This window comes from Jiella pacifica, assembly GCF_010500815.1.
Classification (GTDB): domain Bacteria; phylum Pseudomonadota; class Alphaproteobacteria; order Rhizobiales; family Rhizobiaceae; genus Jiella; species Jiella pacifica.
The window spans coordinates 163,449-182,772 of record NZ_JAAAMG010000008.1 but is presented as its reverse complement, the minus strand read 5'-3'; the positions used below and the strand labels follow the sequence as shown (position 1 = coordinate 182,772).

The window sequence follows — 19,324 nt, the reverse complement described above, 5'->3', positions numbered from 1 at the left end:
TGGCAGCCGGGGAGGCGCGGCACCGATCGGTAACGGTGAGCGCCCGAATGAATCGGCTTCGAAGCCGGAAAAATTCGCCGCGCCCTGCCTTTCGCCAAACCACGACCAATGTTCTGCCCCGTGATGGCGATCCCAATCGTCCAACTGGAGACCCGCTTGGAAGAGACGGCTGCCGCACACCACGTCGACCTCACCGTCATCGCCTTCGTCATCCTTGTCGCCGTGCTTGCCGGCCTCGGGCTGATGCGGCTGAAGCAGCCGCCGCTGGTCGGCTTCATCCTCGCCGGCGTCCTTCTGGGGCCGGACGCCCTCGGCTTCGTCTCCACCTCCGACGAGAACGTCACGGTGCTCGCCGAGATGGGCGTCCTGATGCTGCTTTTCTTCATCGGCATGGAGCTGTCGCTGAAGGCCTTCGTCGCAACGTTGCGGCCCGCGCTCCTGATCGCCGGCGGCCAGCTCGCCGCGGCCATGGCGATCACCTTCACCCTGAAGGCGATCTCCGACGCGACCTTTGCCGAGGCGCTGATCCTCGGCTTCATCATCGCCCTGTCGTCGACCGTCGTCGCCATGAAGATGCTGGAGGACATCGGCGAGCTTCGCGGCGAGCCCGGCCGGATCGCCGTCGGCGTCCTCATCGCCCAGGACATCGCCGTCGTGCCGATGCTCTTGATCTCGACGTCGCTCGGGGGCAGCGAGGAGATCGCCTGGACGAGCCTGATCGTGAAGATCACGATCGCCGTCGCCGTTCTCGCCGGTCTCCTGTGGTATCTCGGCCGGAGGCCCAAGCTGAAGCCGCGCTTTGCCGCGGCTGTCGAGGGAAACGTCGAGATCCTCGCCCTCGGTTCGCTGGCCTTCTGCTTTGCCGCCGCCTCGATGTCGGGCTGGATCGGTCTGTCGCCGGCCTATGGGGCGTTCATCGCCGGGCTCGTCGTCGGCGCTTCCACGCTGCGCTCGCCGGTCATCCACGTGGTCGAGCCGATCCAGTCGATCCTGCTCGTCGTCTTCTTCCTGTCGATCGGCCTGCTCATCGATCTCGAATACATCGTCGCCAACTGGCAGCTCGTCGCCATCGCCGCCGTCTTCGTCATTCTGGCGAAGACCATCCTCAACGTCGTCCTGATCCGGCTCGCCGGCCTGCCGCACAAGACGGCCGTCGAGGCCGGGCTTTCGATGGCGCAGATCGGCGAGTTCTCCTTCGTCCTTGCCGCGGCCGCCTATGCCTCCCAGGCGATCGGCGGCGACGTCTACCGGCTGGCACTGGCGGTGACGGCAATTACCCTTCTCGTCTCGCCGGCCTGGATGATCCTGATCCATCTGATCGAGGGCGAGGCGCGCTTCGGCTATCGCGAATTCCGCACGGCCCTCGCCGAGATCTACGAGGGGCAGGTGGAGAACGTCGAGGATTTTGGCTTCTGGCTGAAGGTCCGGGGCAGGGCGGTCCGCCGAGCCTATCGGCGCAGGCGTGCCGAGCGCATCGCGGAGCGGCGCCGGCCGGAGGGATTTGGAGAAGGCAAGGTTCCGGGCGAGTGACGCCGTTCCGCCGCACCTCCGGCGGCCCCGCCCGCTTGCCGTCGCTCCCGGCCTTGATTATCGGCTCTCCTCGTTCATAGTCCGGCGGCGATCGCCCCGGGGAAGGGATCGAATGGTCCCGGCGGGAGCCGTTCTGCGCCGTTCGTCCGCCCGGAGATCGATGTGGCAGGCCAGGGCGGACCCGCCGCAACATGCCGTCGAGGGGAGTATCGCCTGACATGACCGAGACGTCGGAGACGGCGCGAAGCGCTGCCGCGCAAGGCGCCGACTTCCGCAGGCACGTCTTCTACATCCATGGGTTCGATCCGCGCGGCACGCCGGTCTATCACGGCCATTTTCGCGCCGGGCTTTCGGCGGCCTCGGCTAGGTGGTCGCGCGACATCGCGGTCGTCGAGAGCGAGGAGGAGGCGCTTGCACGCGGCGCCTGGACCGTGACCTCGCGCGGCGCACCCGCCGGCCCGCGGGTCGAGACGCACTATGAGATGCTTCCGTGGACGAACATCGTCGGGCGCTACTGGTTTCCCCGCCAGCAGGTTAGGCTGGCGATTGAATCCTTCCGCTTTGCCTGGACGACATGGCGGCGCGGCATTCTGAGGCGGTTCTACCGGCCGGCCTGGGCGCTGTTCGTGGCGATCCTGATGACCCCGGCATTGCTCGTCCTGTGGGGCCTCGCCGCCGCTGCGGCAGTGGTGGCCGGCGCCGCGCTCGCCATGGCTCTCGGCACGGCTCTCGGCGCCCCGCCCTGGGTCGCGATCGCCGCGCCGCTCGCCGTCGTCCTCCTCGTTGTCGCGATGTTGTCGATGGGCTGGAACCGGCTGAAGTCCTGGCTGAACGTCTGGTGGGTGACGCGCTTTCTCGGCTATCTTCGCGGCTGCGCCGACGGCCGGTTCGAGCGGTCCCAGGACAGGGCGCATGAATTCGCGGGGCGGATGTTCGAGGTCTGGAAGGCCGGTGAAGTCGACGAGATCCTCGTCGTCGGCCACAGTCTCGGCGCTGTTCACCTGGTGCGGGCCGGGGCGCAGCTGCTGCGCCTGATTCCCGAAGGCGAGGACGGGCCGAACACCGTGCTCCTGACCCTCGGCCACACGGTGCCGCTCTACACCCTCCTCGGCGGCGACGAAGAATTTCGCCGCGATCTCGCCGAGATCGCCACCACCGATCGGCTGCGGCTTCTCGACGTGACCTCCGGCTCCGATCCCGGATCGAGCTGCCGCATTTCGCTCGTCGAGGGGATCGACCTCGGCGAAAGGCGGTCGCGGGTGATCTCCCGCGAGCCGGACTTTCACGATATCCTCGAGCCCGAGACCTTCCGCCGTATCCGCATGCGGCCGCTGGAATTCCACTTCCAGTATCTGAAACCCTCCGAGCGCGGCCACGGCTTCGACTATTTCGAACTCGTCACCCGGCCGCGCCCGATCGAAACGAGTGTCGCATCCCCATGAGCGAAGACTTTCGCCCCGTCCTGCCATCGGCCCAGGATACCCATCCGGCCAAGCCGCTCGAACGGATCAGGGGCCACCTGCGCTCGAGCCTCGGGCTGTTCCTGAAGGGCAGCTACGGCTTCATCGGCGTCAGCCGCCATCCGATCCCGAAGATCCCGCTGATGAGGCGGCGCACCCTCTACAACGTCCGCGATCCGGAGGTGATCCGCGACATCCTGATCAAGCGGTTCCGCGAGTTTCCCAAGGGCAAGCTCATGGAGCGGATGATGAAGAAGCTCTCCGGCTATTCCATCTTCGTCTCCAACGGCAAGGAATGGGAGCGCCACCGGCGCATCGTCGACCAGGCCTTCAATCACGCCGGCATCAAGAACGTCTTCCCGCTGATGCGCGACGCCTCGGATGCCAGCATCGCCCGCCTCGAAGCTCAGGCGGGCACGGGGCAGGAGGTCGCGATCGACGCCGAAATGACCCATTTCGCCGGCGACGTCATCTTCCGCACGATTTTTTCCGAACCGATGTCGGCCGAGGACGCCAGGCGCATTTTCTCCGCCTTCGACGAGTTCCAGGCGATCGCCTTCGCCCAAGGCATGATCGGCCTCGTCGGCGTGCCGATCCACTGGCTGTGGTCGAACCGCCGGGCGCGCAAGATGGCGAAAGAGATCCGCGACGTCCTGAACGGCCCGCTGCAGCGGCGGCTCAAGGCCGTGCGCGAGGGGCGGGCGGTGCCGACGAACGACATCCTGTCGGTGCTGATGACCGCCGAGGACCCCGTCACCAAAACGAAGTTCGAGGGCGAGGAGCTGCTCGACCAGATCGCCATGCTCTTCCTCGCCGGCCACGAGACATCTGCGGCGGGTCTCGCCTGGGCGCTCTATTGCCTTGCCAACCGCAGGGACGTGCAGGCGGAACTCAACGCCGAAGCGAAAGCCGTCCTCGGCGACCGGAAGCCGGAATTTTCCGACATGAAGCGGCTGGAAAAGACCCGCGACATCTTCCGCGAGGTGCTGCGGCTCTACCCGCCGATCGCCTATCTGTCGCGTGATACGCAAAAGCCGGAAAAGCTGCTGGAACATGACGTTCCGACCGGATCGCCGGTCGTCGTGCCGATCTGGCTGATGCATCGGCACACGGAGTATTGGCAGAACCCGAACGATTTCCAGCCGGAGCGTTTCACCCTTCCCGAAACCCGCGAGGCCCAGCGCACCGCCTACATGCCGTTCTCGATGGGGGCCCGGGTGTGCGTCGGGGCGGCCTTCGCCATGCAGGAGGCGACGCTGGTGCTGGCCGAGATCATGCGGCGGTTCGAGCTGCGCCCGGTCCCCGGCCACGAGCCCCAGCCGGTGTCGCGACTGACGGTGCGTTCGGAGAACGGTATCCGCCTCTTCGTCGATAAGATCGGCTGATAATTGTTGCGAAAGACAATGATTTTGAAGACGAAATCCATCGCCTGACCGATCGACTTCGCAGAAAAGCCGGATCCCTTGCGGAATCTCCCAAATTCCAACATGATCTTCGCACAAGCGAAAGATCATTCACTGGGGTTTGGCTTTCAGCCGCAAGGGAGAACAGATGGCCGAAGCGGAGACGTTCCATCTCTTTTTCGTCAAGCCGACCCACTACGATGACGATGGCTATCCGCTGCAGTGGCGCCGCTCCACCATCCCGGCCAATTCGCTCGCCTGTCTCAACGGCATTGCCCAGGACTGCATCCGCCGCAAAGTCCTCGGCGACGCGAAGGTCGTGATCCACACGATTGACGAGACGAATACTAGGATCAGGCCGAAGAAGATCATCGAAATGATCAAGGCGGACGGCGGCAGGGGCATGCTCGCCCTCGTCGGCGTCCAGTCCAACCAGTTTCCCCGCGCCGTCGATCTCGCCCGCCCGTTCCTTGCGGCCGGCATTCCGGTCTGCCTCGGCGGTTTTCACGTCGCGGGCTCCCTCGCCATGCTCGACGACGTTCCGCCGGAGATCGAGGATGCGAGCCGCATGGGCATCTCGATGTTCGTCGGCGAGGCCGAGGGCGGCCGCCTCGATCAGGTGCTGCGCGATGCCCAGGCCGGCAAGCTCCAGCCCTATTACCGCCACGACGCCGAACTGCCGAACCTCGAAGGCTCGGAAATCCCGTTCCTCGACCGGGCGCAGGTGGAGAAGACCTTTGGCCTTTATTCGAGCTTCGACATCGGCAGAGGCTGCCCGTTCCAGTGCTCCTTCTGCACGATCATCAACGTCCAGGGCCGCGTCAGCCGCTTCCGCTCGGCAGACGATCTGGAAAAGATCGTCCGCGCCAACTGGGCGATCGGTGTCGACCTGTTCTTCGTCACCGACGACAACCTCGCCCGCAACCGCAACTGGGAAGCCTTCTTCGACCGGCTGATCCACCTTCAGGAGACGGACGGGATCAAGATCCGCATGCAGATCCAGGTGGACACGCGCTGCCACAAGATCCCGGGCTTCATCGACAAGGCGGTGCGCGCCGGCGTCGACCAGGTCTTCGTCGGGATGGAAAACATCAATCCCGACAACCTCATCGCCGTGAAGAAGAACCAGAACAAGATCATCGAATATCGCGAGATGTTTCTCGAATGGAAGAAACGCTCGGTGATGATCACGGTCGGCTACATCATCGGCTTTGCGAACGACACGCGCGAATCGATCCTCCACGACGTCGACGTCATCAAGCGCGAGCTGCCGATCGACCTCATCTACTTCACCAACCTGACGCCGCTTCCCGGCAGCGAGGACCATCAGAGGCTCTTCAAGCAGGGCGTCTGGATGGACCCCGACCTCAACAAATACGACCTCAACCACCGAGTCACCCATCACGAGAAGATGTCGGATGAGGAGTGGGACCAGGTCTATTCGGAGGTCTGGGGGCGGTTCTATTCCTGGGATCACATCGAGACGATCATGAAGCGCATGCGGGCAATGGGCTCGACCCGCAAGATGATGCTGCTCTTCCGCATCCTCGGCTATCGCAACTACTACATGGTCTATGGCTGCCATCCGCTCGAAGGCGGCTACATGCGGATCAAGTCGCGGCGAGATCGCCGCCACGGCATGGAGCCCGAGAACCCACTGACCTTCTACGCCCGCTACGCCTTCACGGAGGCGCGGGCAGTCGTCCTGATGTTCCGGGACTATCTTCGGATGAAGCGGATGGCCGACCGGATCTGGGCCGATCCCGCCGCGGCGGAGTACCGCGATCTGGCCATCACCCCGCCGGATGCCGACGAATTGAACTTGGCGCTCTATTCCGAAACGCGCGGGACGTCGGCGGAAATCGCTCGCATGCGCCGACAGGAAACAGTGATCCGAGATGCGAGGACGAAGAAGGTCGAGGCGGCCTGAAACGAAGTCCGGTCTTCGCAACGTTCCGCTCGGATCACCGGGAGTTCTCGTTGCACGGTGCGCCGCTCCGGCTATTCCTGCCGCGGCGTTGTCACGGCGGTTCGAAACAGAGTTGACGTGAAAACAAAAGCCTAGCACGATAGCTCAATTGAAGCGCATGCCTTTCGTTTGTGCAGCGGGGCAGGTTTTCCCGTTCGTCCTTTGCTTGGATGGATTCTTCTGTCGAGGTTTCGGCGTTCCGCTGCGATTGTCCAAGCGACCGTGAATCTCCGGTCGTTTCATCGCGGAAAGGACGCCCCCGCATGTCTCTCACCATGAAGATCCTGATCGGAATGCTTGCCGGCGTCGTCGTCGGTGCTGCGATCAACACGCTCGACAACGCCTTCGTCAGCGACGTCGTCGTCGGCGGCTTCTTCGCCATGATCGGCACGATGTTCGTCAATGCGTTGAAGATGCTGGTCGTGCCGCTGGTCTTCTTCTCGCTGGTCTGCGGTGTCGCGGGGATCGGCGACATCCGAGTCCTCGGCCGCGTCGGCACCAAGTCGTTCGGGCTCTACATCTTCACCACCGCCGTCGCGATCGCCACGGCGATCCTGCTCGCGCTGGTGATCGGCCCGGGGCAGGGCTTCGAGATGCAGGGCATCGACGCCAGCGGCATCACTGCCAAGGAGGCGCCGTCGGTGTGGGAGGTTTTCGCCAACATCGTCCCGACCAATCCGATCCAGGCATTCGCGTCCGGCGAGATGCTGCAGATCATCTTCTACACGATCATTCTCGGCGTCGCCGTCGTGATGCTGGGGGACCAGTCGGCCTCCTTCGTCCGCGCCTGCGAATACATGAACGAAGTGATGATGAAGATCGTCTCGATCGTCATGGCCTTCGCGCCCTACGGCGTCTTCTGCCTGATCGCCAAGACCTTCGCCGAGCAGGGGATCGACCTGTTCGTGCCGGTGCTGGCCTATGTCGGAACCCTCGTCGGCGCCCTGTTCCTGCATCTCTTCGTGACGCTGATGATCCTCCTGAAGCTGACGACCGGCCTCAATCCGCTCACCTTCATGAAAAAGATGCGCTCGGCGCAGATCTTCGCCTTCTCGACCGCCAGCTCGAACGCCACCATTCCCGTCACGCTGCAATGCATCACCGAGCGCATCGGCGTGAAGAACTCCGTCGCCTCCTTCACCATCCCCTTCGGCGCGACGATCAACATGGACGGCACGGCGATCATGCAAGGGGTCGCCACCGTCTTCCTCGCCAATGTCTATGGGATCGAACTCGGCATCAGCGGCTATCTCATGGTCATCGCCATGGCCGTCCTCGCCTCGATCGGCACGGCGGGCGTTCCCGGCGTCGGGCTCGTGATGCTGACGATGGTGCTCAACCAGGTCGGCCTGCCGATCGAAGGCATCGCCCTCATTCTCGGCGTCGACCGGTTGATGGACATGATCCGCACGGCGGTGAACATTACCGGCGACGCGGTGGTCTCAACGATCGTCGCCAAGCTGGAAGGCGAGTTCGACCCGGCGGTGTTCGGCGATCCGAATGCCGGCATCGAAAGCGAGCGCGATCTGGAGATCGACCCGGCGGCTGAAGAGCGTCTCGCCGGCGCGGCGCGGCCGCACCCCCGTCCGCAACCGGCCGAATAGGCGACGGTCCCGCTGGGCCGGCTGTTATTTTCAGCCGGAGCTCCGGCGCCGTCCAAGCTTGCGCCGGTTCGGCCGCGCGACTATGGAACTCTCGCGCCGCGGCGCATCAGCGGATGGACGAGAGCAGGATGTCGGCGATGGATTTCGAAACGGCCCGCACCAGGATGGTCGACAATCAGATCAGGACGACCGATGTCACCAGCCACGCGATCCTGAGGGCCTTTCTCGAGGTCCCGCGCGAGGAATTCCTGCCGGCTTCGCGCCGTCCGCTCGCCTATGTCGACGACGACGTGCCGCTCGGCGACGGGCGCTACGTGATGGAGACCTCGCCGCTCGCGAAGCTTCTGCAACTGGCCGCCATCGACAAGGACGACGTCGTCCTCGATGTCGGCTGCACCACCGGCTATTCCTCGGCGATCATCTCGCATCTCGCCGGTTCGGTGGTCGCGCTTGAAGAGGACCCGGCCCTTGCCGCCGCGGCGACCGACAATCTCGCCCGGCTCGACTACGTCACCTGCGCCGTCGTCGAAAACGCCCTCGTCGAGGGTTGCCCGGCCGAAGCTCCCTACGACGTGATCATCTTCCAAGGCTCGGTCGAAACCCTGCCGACGACGTTCTTCGACCAGATGAAGTCCGGCGGCCGGATGGTCGTCGTCCGGGGCTCGGGCAATTCCGCCGAGGCGCTGCTCTACGTCAAGGACGACGAGGGCGTGGTTTCGGAGCGATTCGCATTCAACTGCTCGATCAAGCCGCTGCCGAGCTTCCGCCGGAAGGCGGAATTCGTTTTCTGAACATTTGAGACGGTGCGTTGCAGATTTGCCCCGGTCGGCGGAAAACCGGCGCTGTTGCCTCAATGTGAGACGAGTTCATTCATTGGTTGGGCTATTAGCTTTGGCCAGGCGGTTCTGCGCCCACTCATCGTCATGACGATGTCGCGGCCCGGACCGGATCGCGTTCCAGCCCGGAGTACAGATTGGTGCTGAAGAAGTTTACCCTCCTCGCGCTCCTGTCGGCGTCCGTAACGCTCGCAGCGATGCCCGACGTTAGCGCCGAAACCTTGTCGGGAGCTCTCGCCAAGGCCTATTCGAACAACCAGGATCTCAATGCGGCGCGCGCGCAGCTTCGGGCGACGGACGAGACGGTTCCCCAGGCGAAGGCAGGCCTGAGGCCAAGGGTTTCCGGTGTCGCTTCCCTCAATGCCTCGCGCAGCCGGACAACGTCCGGTGACGGTATCTCGCCGGCAAATTCTGAGCTCCTATCGTCAAGGGCAGGAGTCCAGATCAACCAGACGATCTTCGACGGCTTCCAGACCCCCAACAGCGTCCGGTCGGCAAAGGCGCAGGTGAAAGCCGCCCAGTTCAACCTTTTGAACACGACGCAGAATACGCTGCTCAACGCCGTCACCGACTACATGAACGTCATTCGGGATCGGAAGATCGCGGATCTTCGGCGCCAGAACCTCAATTTCCTCAGCGAGCAAGTGCGGGCCGCGCGGGCGCGGTTCGACGTCGGCGAGGGTACGCGCACCGACGTCGCACAGGCCGAATCGCAGCAGGCCCTGGCGACCGCGCTTCTCAACAGCGCTCTTTCTGCGGTGGCCCAGAGCGAAGCCGCGTATTTCAACGATATCGGGGACGCCCCAAGCAATCTTGCACCGGCGAATGCGCCTTCGCGGTTGCTGCCACGTTCGGTGGCTACGGCCTATACGATGTCCCAGCGTCAGCATCCGGCGATTTTGGCGACGCTCTCTTCTGTCGACGCGGCGGCCTATCAGGTCAAAGTCGCAGAGGGCGCGTTCCTGCCGCAGGTCACCGTGTCCGGCGAAGTGGCCAATCAGTACTCTATGAGCGATACCGGCGGCGGCGATCTGCCGGGCGTGAACACTTCGGCTGGCAGACCTGACGTCATTACCCAAAACGAGGTTTCCGCGACGGTCGGCGCCCAGATCACCATTCCGATCTATCAGGGTGGTGCGGCGAGTTCCCTCGTTCGCCAGTACAAGGAGACGCTCGGTCAGCGGCGCATCGAGGTCGATGGTACCCGCGATCAGGTCCGGGCCGCGGTGGCGTCCTCCTGGGCGCAGCTCGAGGCGGCCAAGGCGAACATCACCGGTTACGAGGCGCAGGTTCGCGCCGCCCGCCTGGCGCTCGAAGGCGTCATCGAGGAGCGCAATGTCGGCCAGCGCACGACGCTCGACGTGCTCGATTCCCAGGCCGACCTGATCTCGGCGCAGATCCTGCTCGTCGGTTCGCAGCGCGACGAGGTGGTCGCGGCCTACACTCTGCTTTCCTCGGTCGGGCTTCTGTCGCTCGACACGCTGAAGCTCGCGGCGACGAAATACGAGCCGAACGATCACTACATCGAGGTCGAGGACAAGTGGTTCGGCCTGCGCACGCCGGATGGCCGCTGAGGGGCATCGGACTTTCCGCGCCCTGTCGCCGGGCCGACGGCAGGGACTGTGGTGACGACGGCGACGTCGGCGGATCTTCGCTTGCAGTTTTCCGGCCGCGGGCTTCGAAACGTCGCGCGACCGGCGCAGAGGGTGAATGATCCCGTCTGCCCTCTTCAAGGTCGCACGACTCGCCGTCGGGGCAGATGAATCTGAAAATCTGGTGAAACTGTCGCTGGTGGAGCGTCGTGGGATTCACGCCGCCGGATGAAGGACATAGGCTTCGCGCATGATTCGGGCGATACCAACGGATCGTCGCCAAACCTGCGGGAGCCTTTCATGAGCAACGCGCTGCCGGCCCGAGACCAGTCGATGGACGAAATCCTCGCCTCGATCCGCCGTATCATCGAGACAGGAGACGAGCGTCTCGGACGCACTTCCGCAACCGGCGGGAATGCGGTGCGAGCAATCGCCGGAGCTCCGGCGGAACCGGCAATCGGGGGCGTTTCCGCGGCTCAGCCGCAGCGCGAGACGACACCCAGGGCCGACGACATCGCCCAGGCCCGGCGTCGCGCGGAGCAGCTCGCCACGGCGGGCGAGCAGCCGGTCCATGATGATGCAGCCTCGTCCAACGCCGTTTCGGACGCCTCGCGGGTTTCCGCCAACGCGCCCCGCACCATCCGTCGCCAGGCAGCCGGATCCGAGGCCGAAATGCCGGAATGGCCCCAGGCGATTGCCGCCAACGACCGTTATGTCGAGGTCGCGGCCGAAATGTTCGTCGAGGAATTCGACGAGAAGGGCTTCGCCGACGAATTGCTTCGTGGCGCGATCGTCGGAGAAGAACACGCCGAAGTCGCCGCGGATGCGCTCGACGGAGAGGACCCGGAAGACGCGACACCGGCAGCGCATTTTCGGTCGAGTTTCGATCCGGAGCCGGCCACGGAAGCCGAGCCGGTCGTCGCCGCGCCGCTCGAGGATGAGATCCAAGTCGCCCATGCCCTCGTTTCCCGCGAATCCGGCGAGCGGGTCGCCGCGTCCTTCTCCGATCTCGCCGCTGCGATCCGCGACGAGCATCTTCGCGACGCCGATCAGGTCGTGCGCGAAGTGGTTCGGCCGATGCTGCAGGAGTGGCTGGACGAAAATCTGCCGCGGCTCGTCGAAAACCTCGTGCGCGAGGAGATCGAGCGGATCGCCCGCGGCAACGCCCGCTGATCGGCTGATCCGACGAAACTTTTGAAGGCTTGCGGGGCGGTCGCGGAAACGCGCGGCGCCCCGCTTCGCGTTGACAGGCACGAGTTCCGGTGGCTAACCGGAGGGCGACGCGAGAAACGCTTTCTGGACATCCGATGATCGACAAGACCTATGACGCGGCCGCGATCGAGCCGCGGATCGCCGCCCGCTGGGAAGACGCCGATGCCTTCAAGGCCGGCGCCGGAGCCAAGGAAGGGGCGGAGCCCTATTCGATCGTCATCCCGCCGCCCAACGTCACCGGCTCGCTCCACATGGGGCATGCGCTCAACAACACGCTTCAAGACATCTTGATCCGCGTCCAGCGGATGCGCGGGCGCAACGTCCTCTGGCAGCCCGGCCTCGACCACGCCGGCATCGCAACGCAGATGATCGTCGAGCGGCAGATGGCTGCGTCGGGCGAAAACGTCACCCGCCGCCAACTCGGCCGCGAGGCCTTCATCGACCGCGTCTGGCAATGGAAGGGCGAGAGCGGCGGCACGATCCTCGGCCAGCTTCGCCGGCTCGGCGCCTCCTGCGACTGGTCGCGCGAGCGCTTCACCATGGACGAGGGCCTGTCGAAGGCCGTCCTGCACGTGTTCGTCGAGCTCTACCGCAAGGGCCTGATCTACAAGGACAAGCGGCTTGTCAACTGGGATCCGAAATTCGAGACCGCGATCTCCGACCTCGAGGTGGAGAACCGCGAGACCGCCGGCCACATGTGGCATTTCAAATACCCGCTGGCCGGCGGCGAGACCTACGAATACGTCGAAAAGGACGCCGACGGGAACGAGATCCTGCGCGAGACGCGGGACTACATCTCCATCGCCACGACCCGGCCGGAGACGATGCTCGGCGACGGTGCCGTGGCGGTCCATCCGGACGACGAGCGCTACGCGCCGATCGTCGGCAAGCTCTGCGAGATCCCCGTCGGACCGAAGGAACACCGTCGGCAGATCCCGATCATCACCGACGAATATCCCGACATGAATTTCGGCTCCGGCGCGGTGAAGATCACCGGTGCGCACGACTTCAACGACTATCAGGTGGCGCGGCGGAACGACATTCCCTGCTACCGGCTGATGGACGAGAAGGCGGCCATGCGTGCCGACGGCGATCCCTATGCAGAGGCGGCGGCTAGGGCGGCGGAGATCGTCGCATCCGGCGAGACGCCGGATGCGTCTGTCGTCGACGACATCAACCTCGTGCCGGACGAGTATCGCGGCCTCGACCGCTTTGCGGCGCGCGAAAAGGTCGTCGCCGAGATCGACGCCGAAGGCCTGATGATCGCCGTCGAGGACAAGACGATCATGCAGCCCTTCGGGGACCGCTCCGGCGTCGTCGTCGAGCCGATGCTGACCGACCAGTGGTTCGCCGACGCCAAGACGCTCGCCGAGCCGGCGATCGCGGCCGTGCGCGAGGGGCGGACGAAATTCGTCCCCGAGAACTGGTCGAAGACCTATTACCAGTGGATGGAGAACATCGAGCCCTGGTGCATCTCGCGCCAACTCTGGTGGGGCCACCGCATTCCCGCCTGGTACGGGCCGGACGGCTCGGTTTTCGTCGAGAAGAGCGAGGAGGAGGCGGTCGCCGCCGCGCTCTCGCATTATGTCGTGAACGAGACGATCACCGACGAGGAAGCCCGCGAGATGGCGGCCGATCCCGCCAAGCGCGACGGCTTCCTGCACCGCGACGAGGACGTTCTCGACACCTGGTTCTCCTCGGCGCTGTGGCCGTTCTCTACCCTCGGCTGGCCGGACGAGACGAAGGAGCTCTCGACCTACTATCCCACCTCGGCGCTGGTGACCGGCTTCGACATCATCTTCTTCTGGGTCGCCCGGATGATGATGATGGGCCTCGAATTCATGGACAAGGAGCCGTTCGAGACGGTCTATGTCCACGCCCTCGTCCGCGACAAGGACGGGGCCAAGATGTCGAAGTCGAAGGGCAACGTCATCGATCCGCTCGACCTGATCGACGAATACGGCGCCGATGCCCTGCGCTTCACCCTCGCCATCATGGCGGCGCAGGGCCGCGACGTGAAGCTTGACCCGCAGCGCATCGCCGGCTACCGCAACTTTGGGACCAAGCTTTGGAATGCCACGCGCTTCGCCGAGATGAACGGCGCCGTGCATGGCGGGACGCTCGATCCGGAATCCTTGAGCCTGCCGCTGAACCGCTGGATCGTCACCGAGCTGTCCCGCACCGTCGCCGAAACCGACGAGGCGCTGGCCGGCTATCGCTTCAACGATGCCGCGAGCGCCATCTACCGCTTCGTCTGGAACCTCTTCTGCGACTGGTACGTGGAGCTTTCCAAGCCGACGCTCGGCGGCGAGGACAAGGCCACCGCCGACGAGGTTCGCCTTGTCACCGGCCACGTGCTCGACCGGGTCTTCGCGCTGCTCCACCCGTTCATGCCGTTTATCACCGAGGAGCTCTGGCAGGTGACGGCCGGCGAGGGCGGCCGCGAGACGCTCCTCTGCCACACCGCCTGGCCGCGGCTCGACTTTGCCGATCCGCAGGCGGCGAGCGACATCAACTGGCTGGTCGCGCTGGTTTCGGAGATCCGTTCGGTACGGGCCGAGATGAACGTCCCGCCCGGCGCCGAGGCGGCCCTCGTCGCCGTCGATCCGGACGAGGAGACGGCGGCGCGGCTGAAGCGCAACGACCTGCAACTGCGCCGGCTGGCCCGGCTCGGAGACGTCTCGACGGCCGCCTCCGCCCCGGCCCAGGCGGCGCAGGTGGTCGTCGCGGGTGTCACCTTCGCGCTTCCACTTGCCGGCATGATCGACGTCGCGGCGGAGCGCGCCCGGCTGACCAAGGCGAAGAAAAAGGCCGAGGACGAGATCGCCCGCATCGACAAGAAGCTGTCGAACGAGCGCTTCGTCGCCAATGCGCCGGAGGAGATCGTCGAGCAGGAGCGCGAAAAGCGCGAGGGCTATCGGCAGGAGGCGGAGAAGCTGGGGGCGGCGCTGGCGAGCTTGGGGTGATCGATCGGAGGGGCGCCTCTCGGACGTCGGCGTGTAACGGCGGCTGGTAATTGGCGAACAATGTTTTCGAGGCCGGCGGGGCACCCCCCTCTGCCCTTCGGGCATCTCCCCCACAAGGAGGGAGATCGTTTGGCGCCAGTTTCGACGTCGGGCAGATAGTCCGTCGACGACGCATATAACGGCAGGGAGCGGCAATTCCGGGCGCCCCGGCCGATGACGGCCTGATCTCCCCCCTTGTGGGGGAGATGCCCGGCAGGGCAGAGGGGGGTGCCTCGGCGCGACGCTCTCAGTTGAAGAGTCTAAAGACGGCTTGAGGACGAGCCGATCCAAGAAGGCGCGAAACATTGGTCGCAGATCTTTCCTATCCGACAGCAGTCCTTGGCGGAGCACTGTCCTTCCTCTCCCCCTGCGTCCTGCCGCTCGTGCCGCCCTATCTCTGCTACATGGCGGGGGTTTCGGCCGACGATCTGAAGTCCGGCCCGGCCGTCGCCACCACCGGCTATGCCCGACTGATCGGTTCCTCGGTGATCTTCGTTCTCGGCTTTTCCACCGTCTTCGTGGCGCTCGGCGCCGGGGCGAGTTCGATCGGCCTGTTCCTGAGGCAAAATCTCGACTGGCTGGGCATCGTCGCCGGCATCGCCATCATCGTGATGGGGCTGAACTTTCTCGGCGTCTTCAAGCTGTCGTTTCTCTCCCGCGAGGCGCGGCTGCAGGCGCCGGATCGGCCGAGGAGCCTTCTCGGCGCCTATCTGATGGGGCTCGCCTTCGCCTTCGGCTGGACGCCCTGCATCGGGCCGGTGCTGGGTGCGATCCTCGGCCTTGCCGGCTCCCGGGGCACGGTGGAGGAGGGCGCCGTCATGCTGGCTTTCTATTCCGCCGGCCTCGGCATCCCCTTCATCCTCGCTGCCGCCTTTTCCGGCGTCTTCCTGCGCTGGCTGAGCGGCTTTCGCCGGCATCTCGGCATGGTCGAGAAGGCGACGGGCGGGCTGCTCGTCGTCACCGGCGTGTTGTTTCTCACCGGCGGCATGCAGGACATGTCGTTCTGGCTGCTCGAGACCTTCCCGGCGCTCCAGACCATCGGGTGAAACCATAACGCGCGGCTCTGCTCGCGTTTTCGCCGGATTTCATGCTAGAGCATGATCCCGAGAGGTGGTTGCCGGCTCTCGGAAAAGATCATGCGGAGCAAAGAGTTAGAGTGGGATGGCGATTCGAAGAAAAGCCATCTCGGTCTAAGCGCCGCCGATAATCCTCGGTGAAGTGTTCAGAGGCTGTCCATGGCTAGACGCTGCCTGTCGATCGTTCTCGCCGCGGGCGAGGGGACGCGGATGAAATCCGCCCGCGCCAAGGTGCTGCACGAGGTGGCGGGGCTCGCCATGGTGCGCCATGTCGTCGCCGCGGCGGCGAAGGCCGGCTCCGATCGCATCGCCGTCGTCTCCGGCAAGGACAGCGAGGCGGTGATCGCGGCGGTTCGCAAGGACCGGCAGGATGCCGAGCATTTCGTCCAGGAAGAGCGGTTCGGCACCGCCCATGCGGTCCTCGCCGCCCGCGCCGCGATCGAGGTGGGCACCGACGACATCCTCGTCCTCTTTGCCGACACGCCGCTGATCCGGCCGGAAACGCTCGCCCGCGCCCGCGCCTCGCTGATCGCCGGCACCGACATCTGCGTCATCGGCTTCCGGCCGGAGAATCCATCCGGCTATGGCCGGCTCTTGGAACGCGACGGCGAACTCCTGGCGATCCGCGAGGACAAGGACGCCAGCGAGGCCGAGAAGGCCATCGACTTCTGCAATGCCGGCGTCATGGCGCTGTCCGGCGAGAAGGCCCTGGCGATCCTCGACCAGATCGGCAACGACAACGCCAAGGGCGAATACTACCTCACCGACGCCGTCGAGATCGCCCGGCGCGAGGGCCTCAAGGTCCGCGCCATCGAGGCGGAAGCCTTCGAGGTCGCGGGTGTCAACAACCGCGCCGAACTCGCCGCCGTCGAGGCGACGTGGCAGTCCTTGCGGCGGCGGCGCGCGATGATCGAGGAGGGCGTCACGCTGATCGACCCGGCCTCGGTGACCTTCTCCCACGACACCGTGCTCGGCCGCGACGTCGTCATCGAGCCGAACGTCGTCTTCGGGCCGGGTGTCACCGTCGGCGAGGGCGCCGTCATCCATGCCTTTTCCCATATCGTCGGCGCGAAGATCTCCCCGGAGGTTTCCGTCGGCCCCTTTGCCCGACTGCGCGAAGGCACGGTGCTCGAAGAGGGCTCCAAGGTCGGCAATTTCTGCGAGACCAAGAACGCCCGGCTCGGCGAGGACGCCAAGCTCAATCATCTCAGCTATATCGGCGACGCCGAGATCGGCGCGCGGACGAATGTCGGCGCCGGCACCATCACCTGCAACTATGACGGCGCGCTGAAGCACAGGACGGTCATTGGCGCCGATGCCTTCATCGGCTCGGACACCGCCCTCGTCGCCCCGGTCAGCGTCGGCGACGGCGCCTATGTCGGAACGGGAAGCGTCATCACCGAAGACGTGCCGGCGGGCGCTCTCGCCATCGCCCGCGAGCGCCAGGTCAACAAGGATGGGCGCGGGACCGCGATCGCCGAGCGCAACCGCGCCGCAAAGGCCCAAAAGGCGATCAAGGCGTAACAAGCCGTCACCAATCGTTATCCCGCGCGGGCTTATCTTCGGATAGACGGGAGCCGAGCGGCGGTGTGGCGCGAGGGCCGGTGGCAAGTCGCGCCGTAAAGCGCCATCCTGCCCGCGCCACGCGGAATTTTCGGGTTTTCACGAGGCCGATGCGGTCGGCCGGTCGAGCGGGGTCTCACCATGTGCGGTATCGTCGGGATCATCAGCCGGAAGCCGGTCGCGGACCGCCTGGTCGACGCCCTGAAGCGGCTGGAATATCGCGGCTATGATTCCGCCGGCGTCGCAACGCTGGAAAACGGCCGGCTGACCCGCCGCCGCGCCGAGGGCAAGCTGTCGAACCTTGCGACGCTGGTCGGCGAGCAGCAGCTCGACGGCACCATCGGCATCGGCCACACCCGCTGGGCGACCCACGGCGTGCCGAGCGTCGCCAACGCTCATCCCCATGCGACCAAGCGACTGGCGCTCGTCCACAACGGCATCATCGAGAACTACCGGGAACTGAAGGCCGAACTGGAAACCGAAGGCGCCGTCTTCGAAAGCCAGACCGACACCGAGATCGTCGCCCATCTCGTCACCCGCGAGCTCGAACGGGGACTGCCGCCGAAGGAGGCGGTGCAGGTCGTGCTCGCGAGGCTCGAAGGGGCGTTCTCGCTCGCCTTCCTCTTCGACGGCGAAGAAGAACTCCTGATCGGCGCACGGCGCGGCAGCCCGCTTGCCGTCGGCGAGGGCGAGGGCGAGATGTTCCTTGGCTCCGACGGCATCGCCCTGTCGCCCTTCACCGACACGGTGCGCTATCTCGAAGAGGGCGACCTCGCCGTTCTCGAACATGGCCGCATCACCATCTTCGACCAGCACGGCGCCGAGGTGACGCGGGCGGTGAAACGGGCCGGCGGCAAGGCCTTCTATGTCGACAAGGGCAACCATCGCCACTTCATGCAGAAGGAGATCTACGAGCAGCCGGAGGTCCTCTCCCACACGCTCGGCGCCTTCGTCGACATGACCACCGGCCGGACGCGCCTGCCGAAGGACCAGGCGATCGATTTCTCCAAGGTCCGGCGCATCGCGCTGTCGGCCTGCGGCACCGGTTTCTACGCCGCTTTGGTCGGCCGGTATTATTTCGAGCGCTACGCCCGCATCCCCTGCGATCTCGACGTCGCCTCGGAGTTCCGCTACCGCGAAAGTCCGCTCGCAGACGTCGATCTGGCGCTTTTCGTCTCGCAGTCGGGCGAGACCGCCGATACGCTCGCCTCGCTGCGCTATGCCAAAGGCGAGGGGCTGGCGACGGCGGCGATCGTCAATGTCGAGGAATCGACCATCGCCCGGGAGGCGGATCACGTCTTCCCGACGCTCGCCGGGCCGGAGATCGGCGTCGCTTCCACCAAGGCCTTCACCTGCCAGCTGATGGCGCTGGCGGCCCTCGCCATCAAGGCCGGCGTCGATCGCGGCGTGATCTTGCCGGAGCGCGAGATCGAGTTCACCCGCATCCTCGCCGAAGCGCCGCGGCTCGCCAACGAGGCGATCCGGCTGGAGGGGGCGATCGAGGCGCTGTCGCGCAAGATGGCGACGAAGAAGCACGCGCTCTTCCTCGGCCGCGGCTTCTCCTATCCGCTGGCGCTGGAAGGCGCGCTGAAGCTCAAGGAAATCAGCTATATCCACGCCGAGGGCTATGCCGCCGGCGAATTGAAGCACGGGCCGATCGCGCTGATCGACGAGACCATGCCGGTGGTCGTCATCGCGCCCCATGACCGCAGCTTCGAAAAGACCGCCTCGAACGTCCAGGAGGTCGCCGCGCGGGGCGGCGAGATCGTCCTCTTCACCGACGCCAAGGGCGCTGCCAGCGGCATCGTCGACGGCGCCGAACTGATCGTCCTGCCGGACATGCCGGAGATCCTGACGCCGATCGTCTACGCCATCCCGCTGCAGCTTCTGGCCTATCACACGGCGATCCAGATGGGCACCGACGTCGACCAGCCGCGCAATCTGGCGAAATCCGTCACTGTCGAATGATCGTCATCGCCCGTCGGCTATGCTGCGATTGCGAAAGACGCCTTGCTTTCCCACTTTTGCGGAACGATGATTCGTCTCGACGATTCCCGTCCGGTTGAGATCGCCG

At 65.3% G+C, this 19,324-nt stretch carries 11 protein-coding genes and 1 pseudogene; all 12 read left to right on the top strand.

The window, feature by feature from the left end; genetic code table 11:
* The first annotated feature begins 156 nt into the window (after positions 1–156).
* The 12 genes and pseudogenes from GTK09_RS12085 (at position 157) to glmS (ending at position 19,218) form a co-directional block, all read left to right on the top strand.
* Positions 157–1,530 carry a cation:proton antiporter domain-containing protein gene (locus GTK09_RS12085; RefSeq protein ID WP_246217862.1) on the top strand — a complete coding sequence of 458 codons (1,374 nt, stop codon included), beginning with the start codon at positions 157–159 and terminating at the stop codon, positions 1,528–1,530.
* 218 nt (positions 1,531–1,748) lie between these two features.
* The gene (locus GTK09_RS12080) at positions 1,749–2,972 is read left to right on the top strand and encodes a hypothetical protein (protein WP_163463410.1); all 1,224 of its coding nucleotides are present in this window, start codon (positions 1,749–1,751) and stop codon (positions 2,970–2,972) included.
* Complete coding sequence (locus GTK09_RS12075; protein ID WP_163463409.1) at positions 2,969–4,375, top strand: cytochrome P450; 1,407 nt, start codon at positions 2,969–2,971, stop codon at positions 4,373–4,375. The genes GTK09_RS12080 and GTK09_RS12075 overlap by 4 nt, the downstream gene beginning before the upstream one ends.
* 166 nt (positions 4,376–4,541) lie before the next feature.
* Positions 4,542–6,323 (top strand): B12-binding domain-containing radical SAM protein, encoded by a 1,782-nt coding sequence (locus tag GTK09_RS12070; RefSeq protein ID WP_163463408.1) that lies wholly within the window; start codon positions 4,542–4,544, stop codon positions 6,321–6,323.
* 302 nt (positions 6,324–6,625) lie between these two features.
* Positions 6,626–7,966: a dicarboxylate/amino acid:cation symporter gene (locus tag GTK09_RS12065; protein ID WP_163463407.1), complete on the top strand. Its 1,341-nt coding sequence runs from the start codon at positions 6,626–6,628 to the stop codon at positions 7,964–7,966.
* 137 nt (positions 7,967–8,103) lie between these two features.
* Positions 8,104–8,757 (top strand): protein-L-isoaspartate O-methyltransferase family protein, encoded by a 654-nt coding sequence (locus GTK09_RS12060; RefSeq protein ID WP_163463406.1) that lies wholly within the window; start codon positions 8,104–8,106, stop codon positions 8,755–8,757.
* Positions 8,758–8,999: 242 nt separating this feature from the next.
* Positions 9,000–10,376: a TolC family outer membrane protein gene (locus GTK09_RS12055; protein ID WP_163463463.1), complete on the top strand. Its 1,377-nt coding sequence runs from the start codon at positions 9,000–9,002 to the stop codon at positions 10,374–10,376.
* Positions 10,377–11,363: 987 nt separating this feature from the next.
* Positions 11,364–11,567, top strand: a pseudogene (locus tag GTK09_RS28245) (PopZ family protein); the annotation flags it as partial.
* A gap of 134 nt (positions 11,568–11,701) precedes the next feature.
* Positions 11,702–14,572, top strand: a complete 2,871-nt coding sequence (locus GTK09_RS12045) for a valine--tRNA ligase (RefSeq protein ID WP_163463404.1) — start codon at positions 11,702–11,704, stop codon at positions 14,570–14,572.
* Positions 14,573–14,994: 422 nt separating this feature from the next.
* Positions 14,995–15,657, top strand: a complete 663-nt coding sequence (locus GTK09_RS12040; RefSeq protein ID WP_376767998.1) for a cytochrome c biogenesis CcdA family protein — start codon at positions 14,995–14,997, stop codon at positions 15,655–15,657.
* A 189-nt stretch (positions 15,658–15,846) separates the two neighbouring features.
* A complete protein-coding gene (gene glmU / locus GTK09_RS12035) occupies positions 15,847–17,211 on the top strand; it encodes a bifunctional UDP-N-acetylglucosamine diphosphorylase/glucosamine-1-phosphate N-acetyltransferase GlmU (protein ID WP_163463402.1) in 1,365 nt (454 codons plus the stop codon).
* 180 nt (positions 17,212–17,391) lie between these two features.
* Positions 17,392–19,218: a glutamine--fructose-6-phosphate transaminase (isomerizing) gene (gene glmS / locus GTK09_RS12030; protein WP_163463401.1), complete on the top strand. Its 1,827-nt coding sequence runs from the start codon at positions 17,392–17,394 to the stop codon at positions 19,216–19,218.
* Positions 19,219–19,324 lie beyond the last annotated feature (106 nt).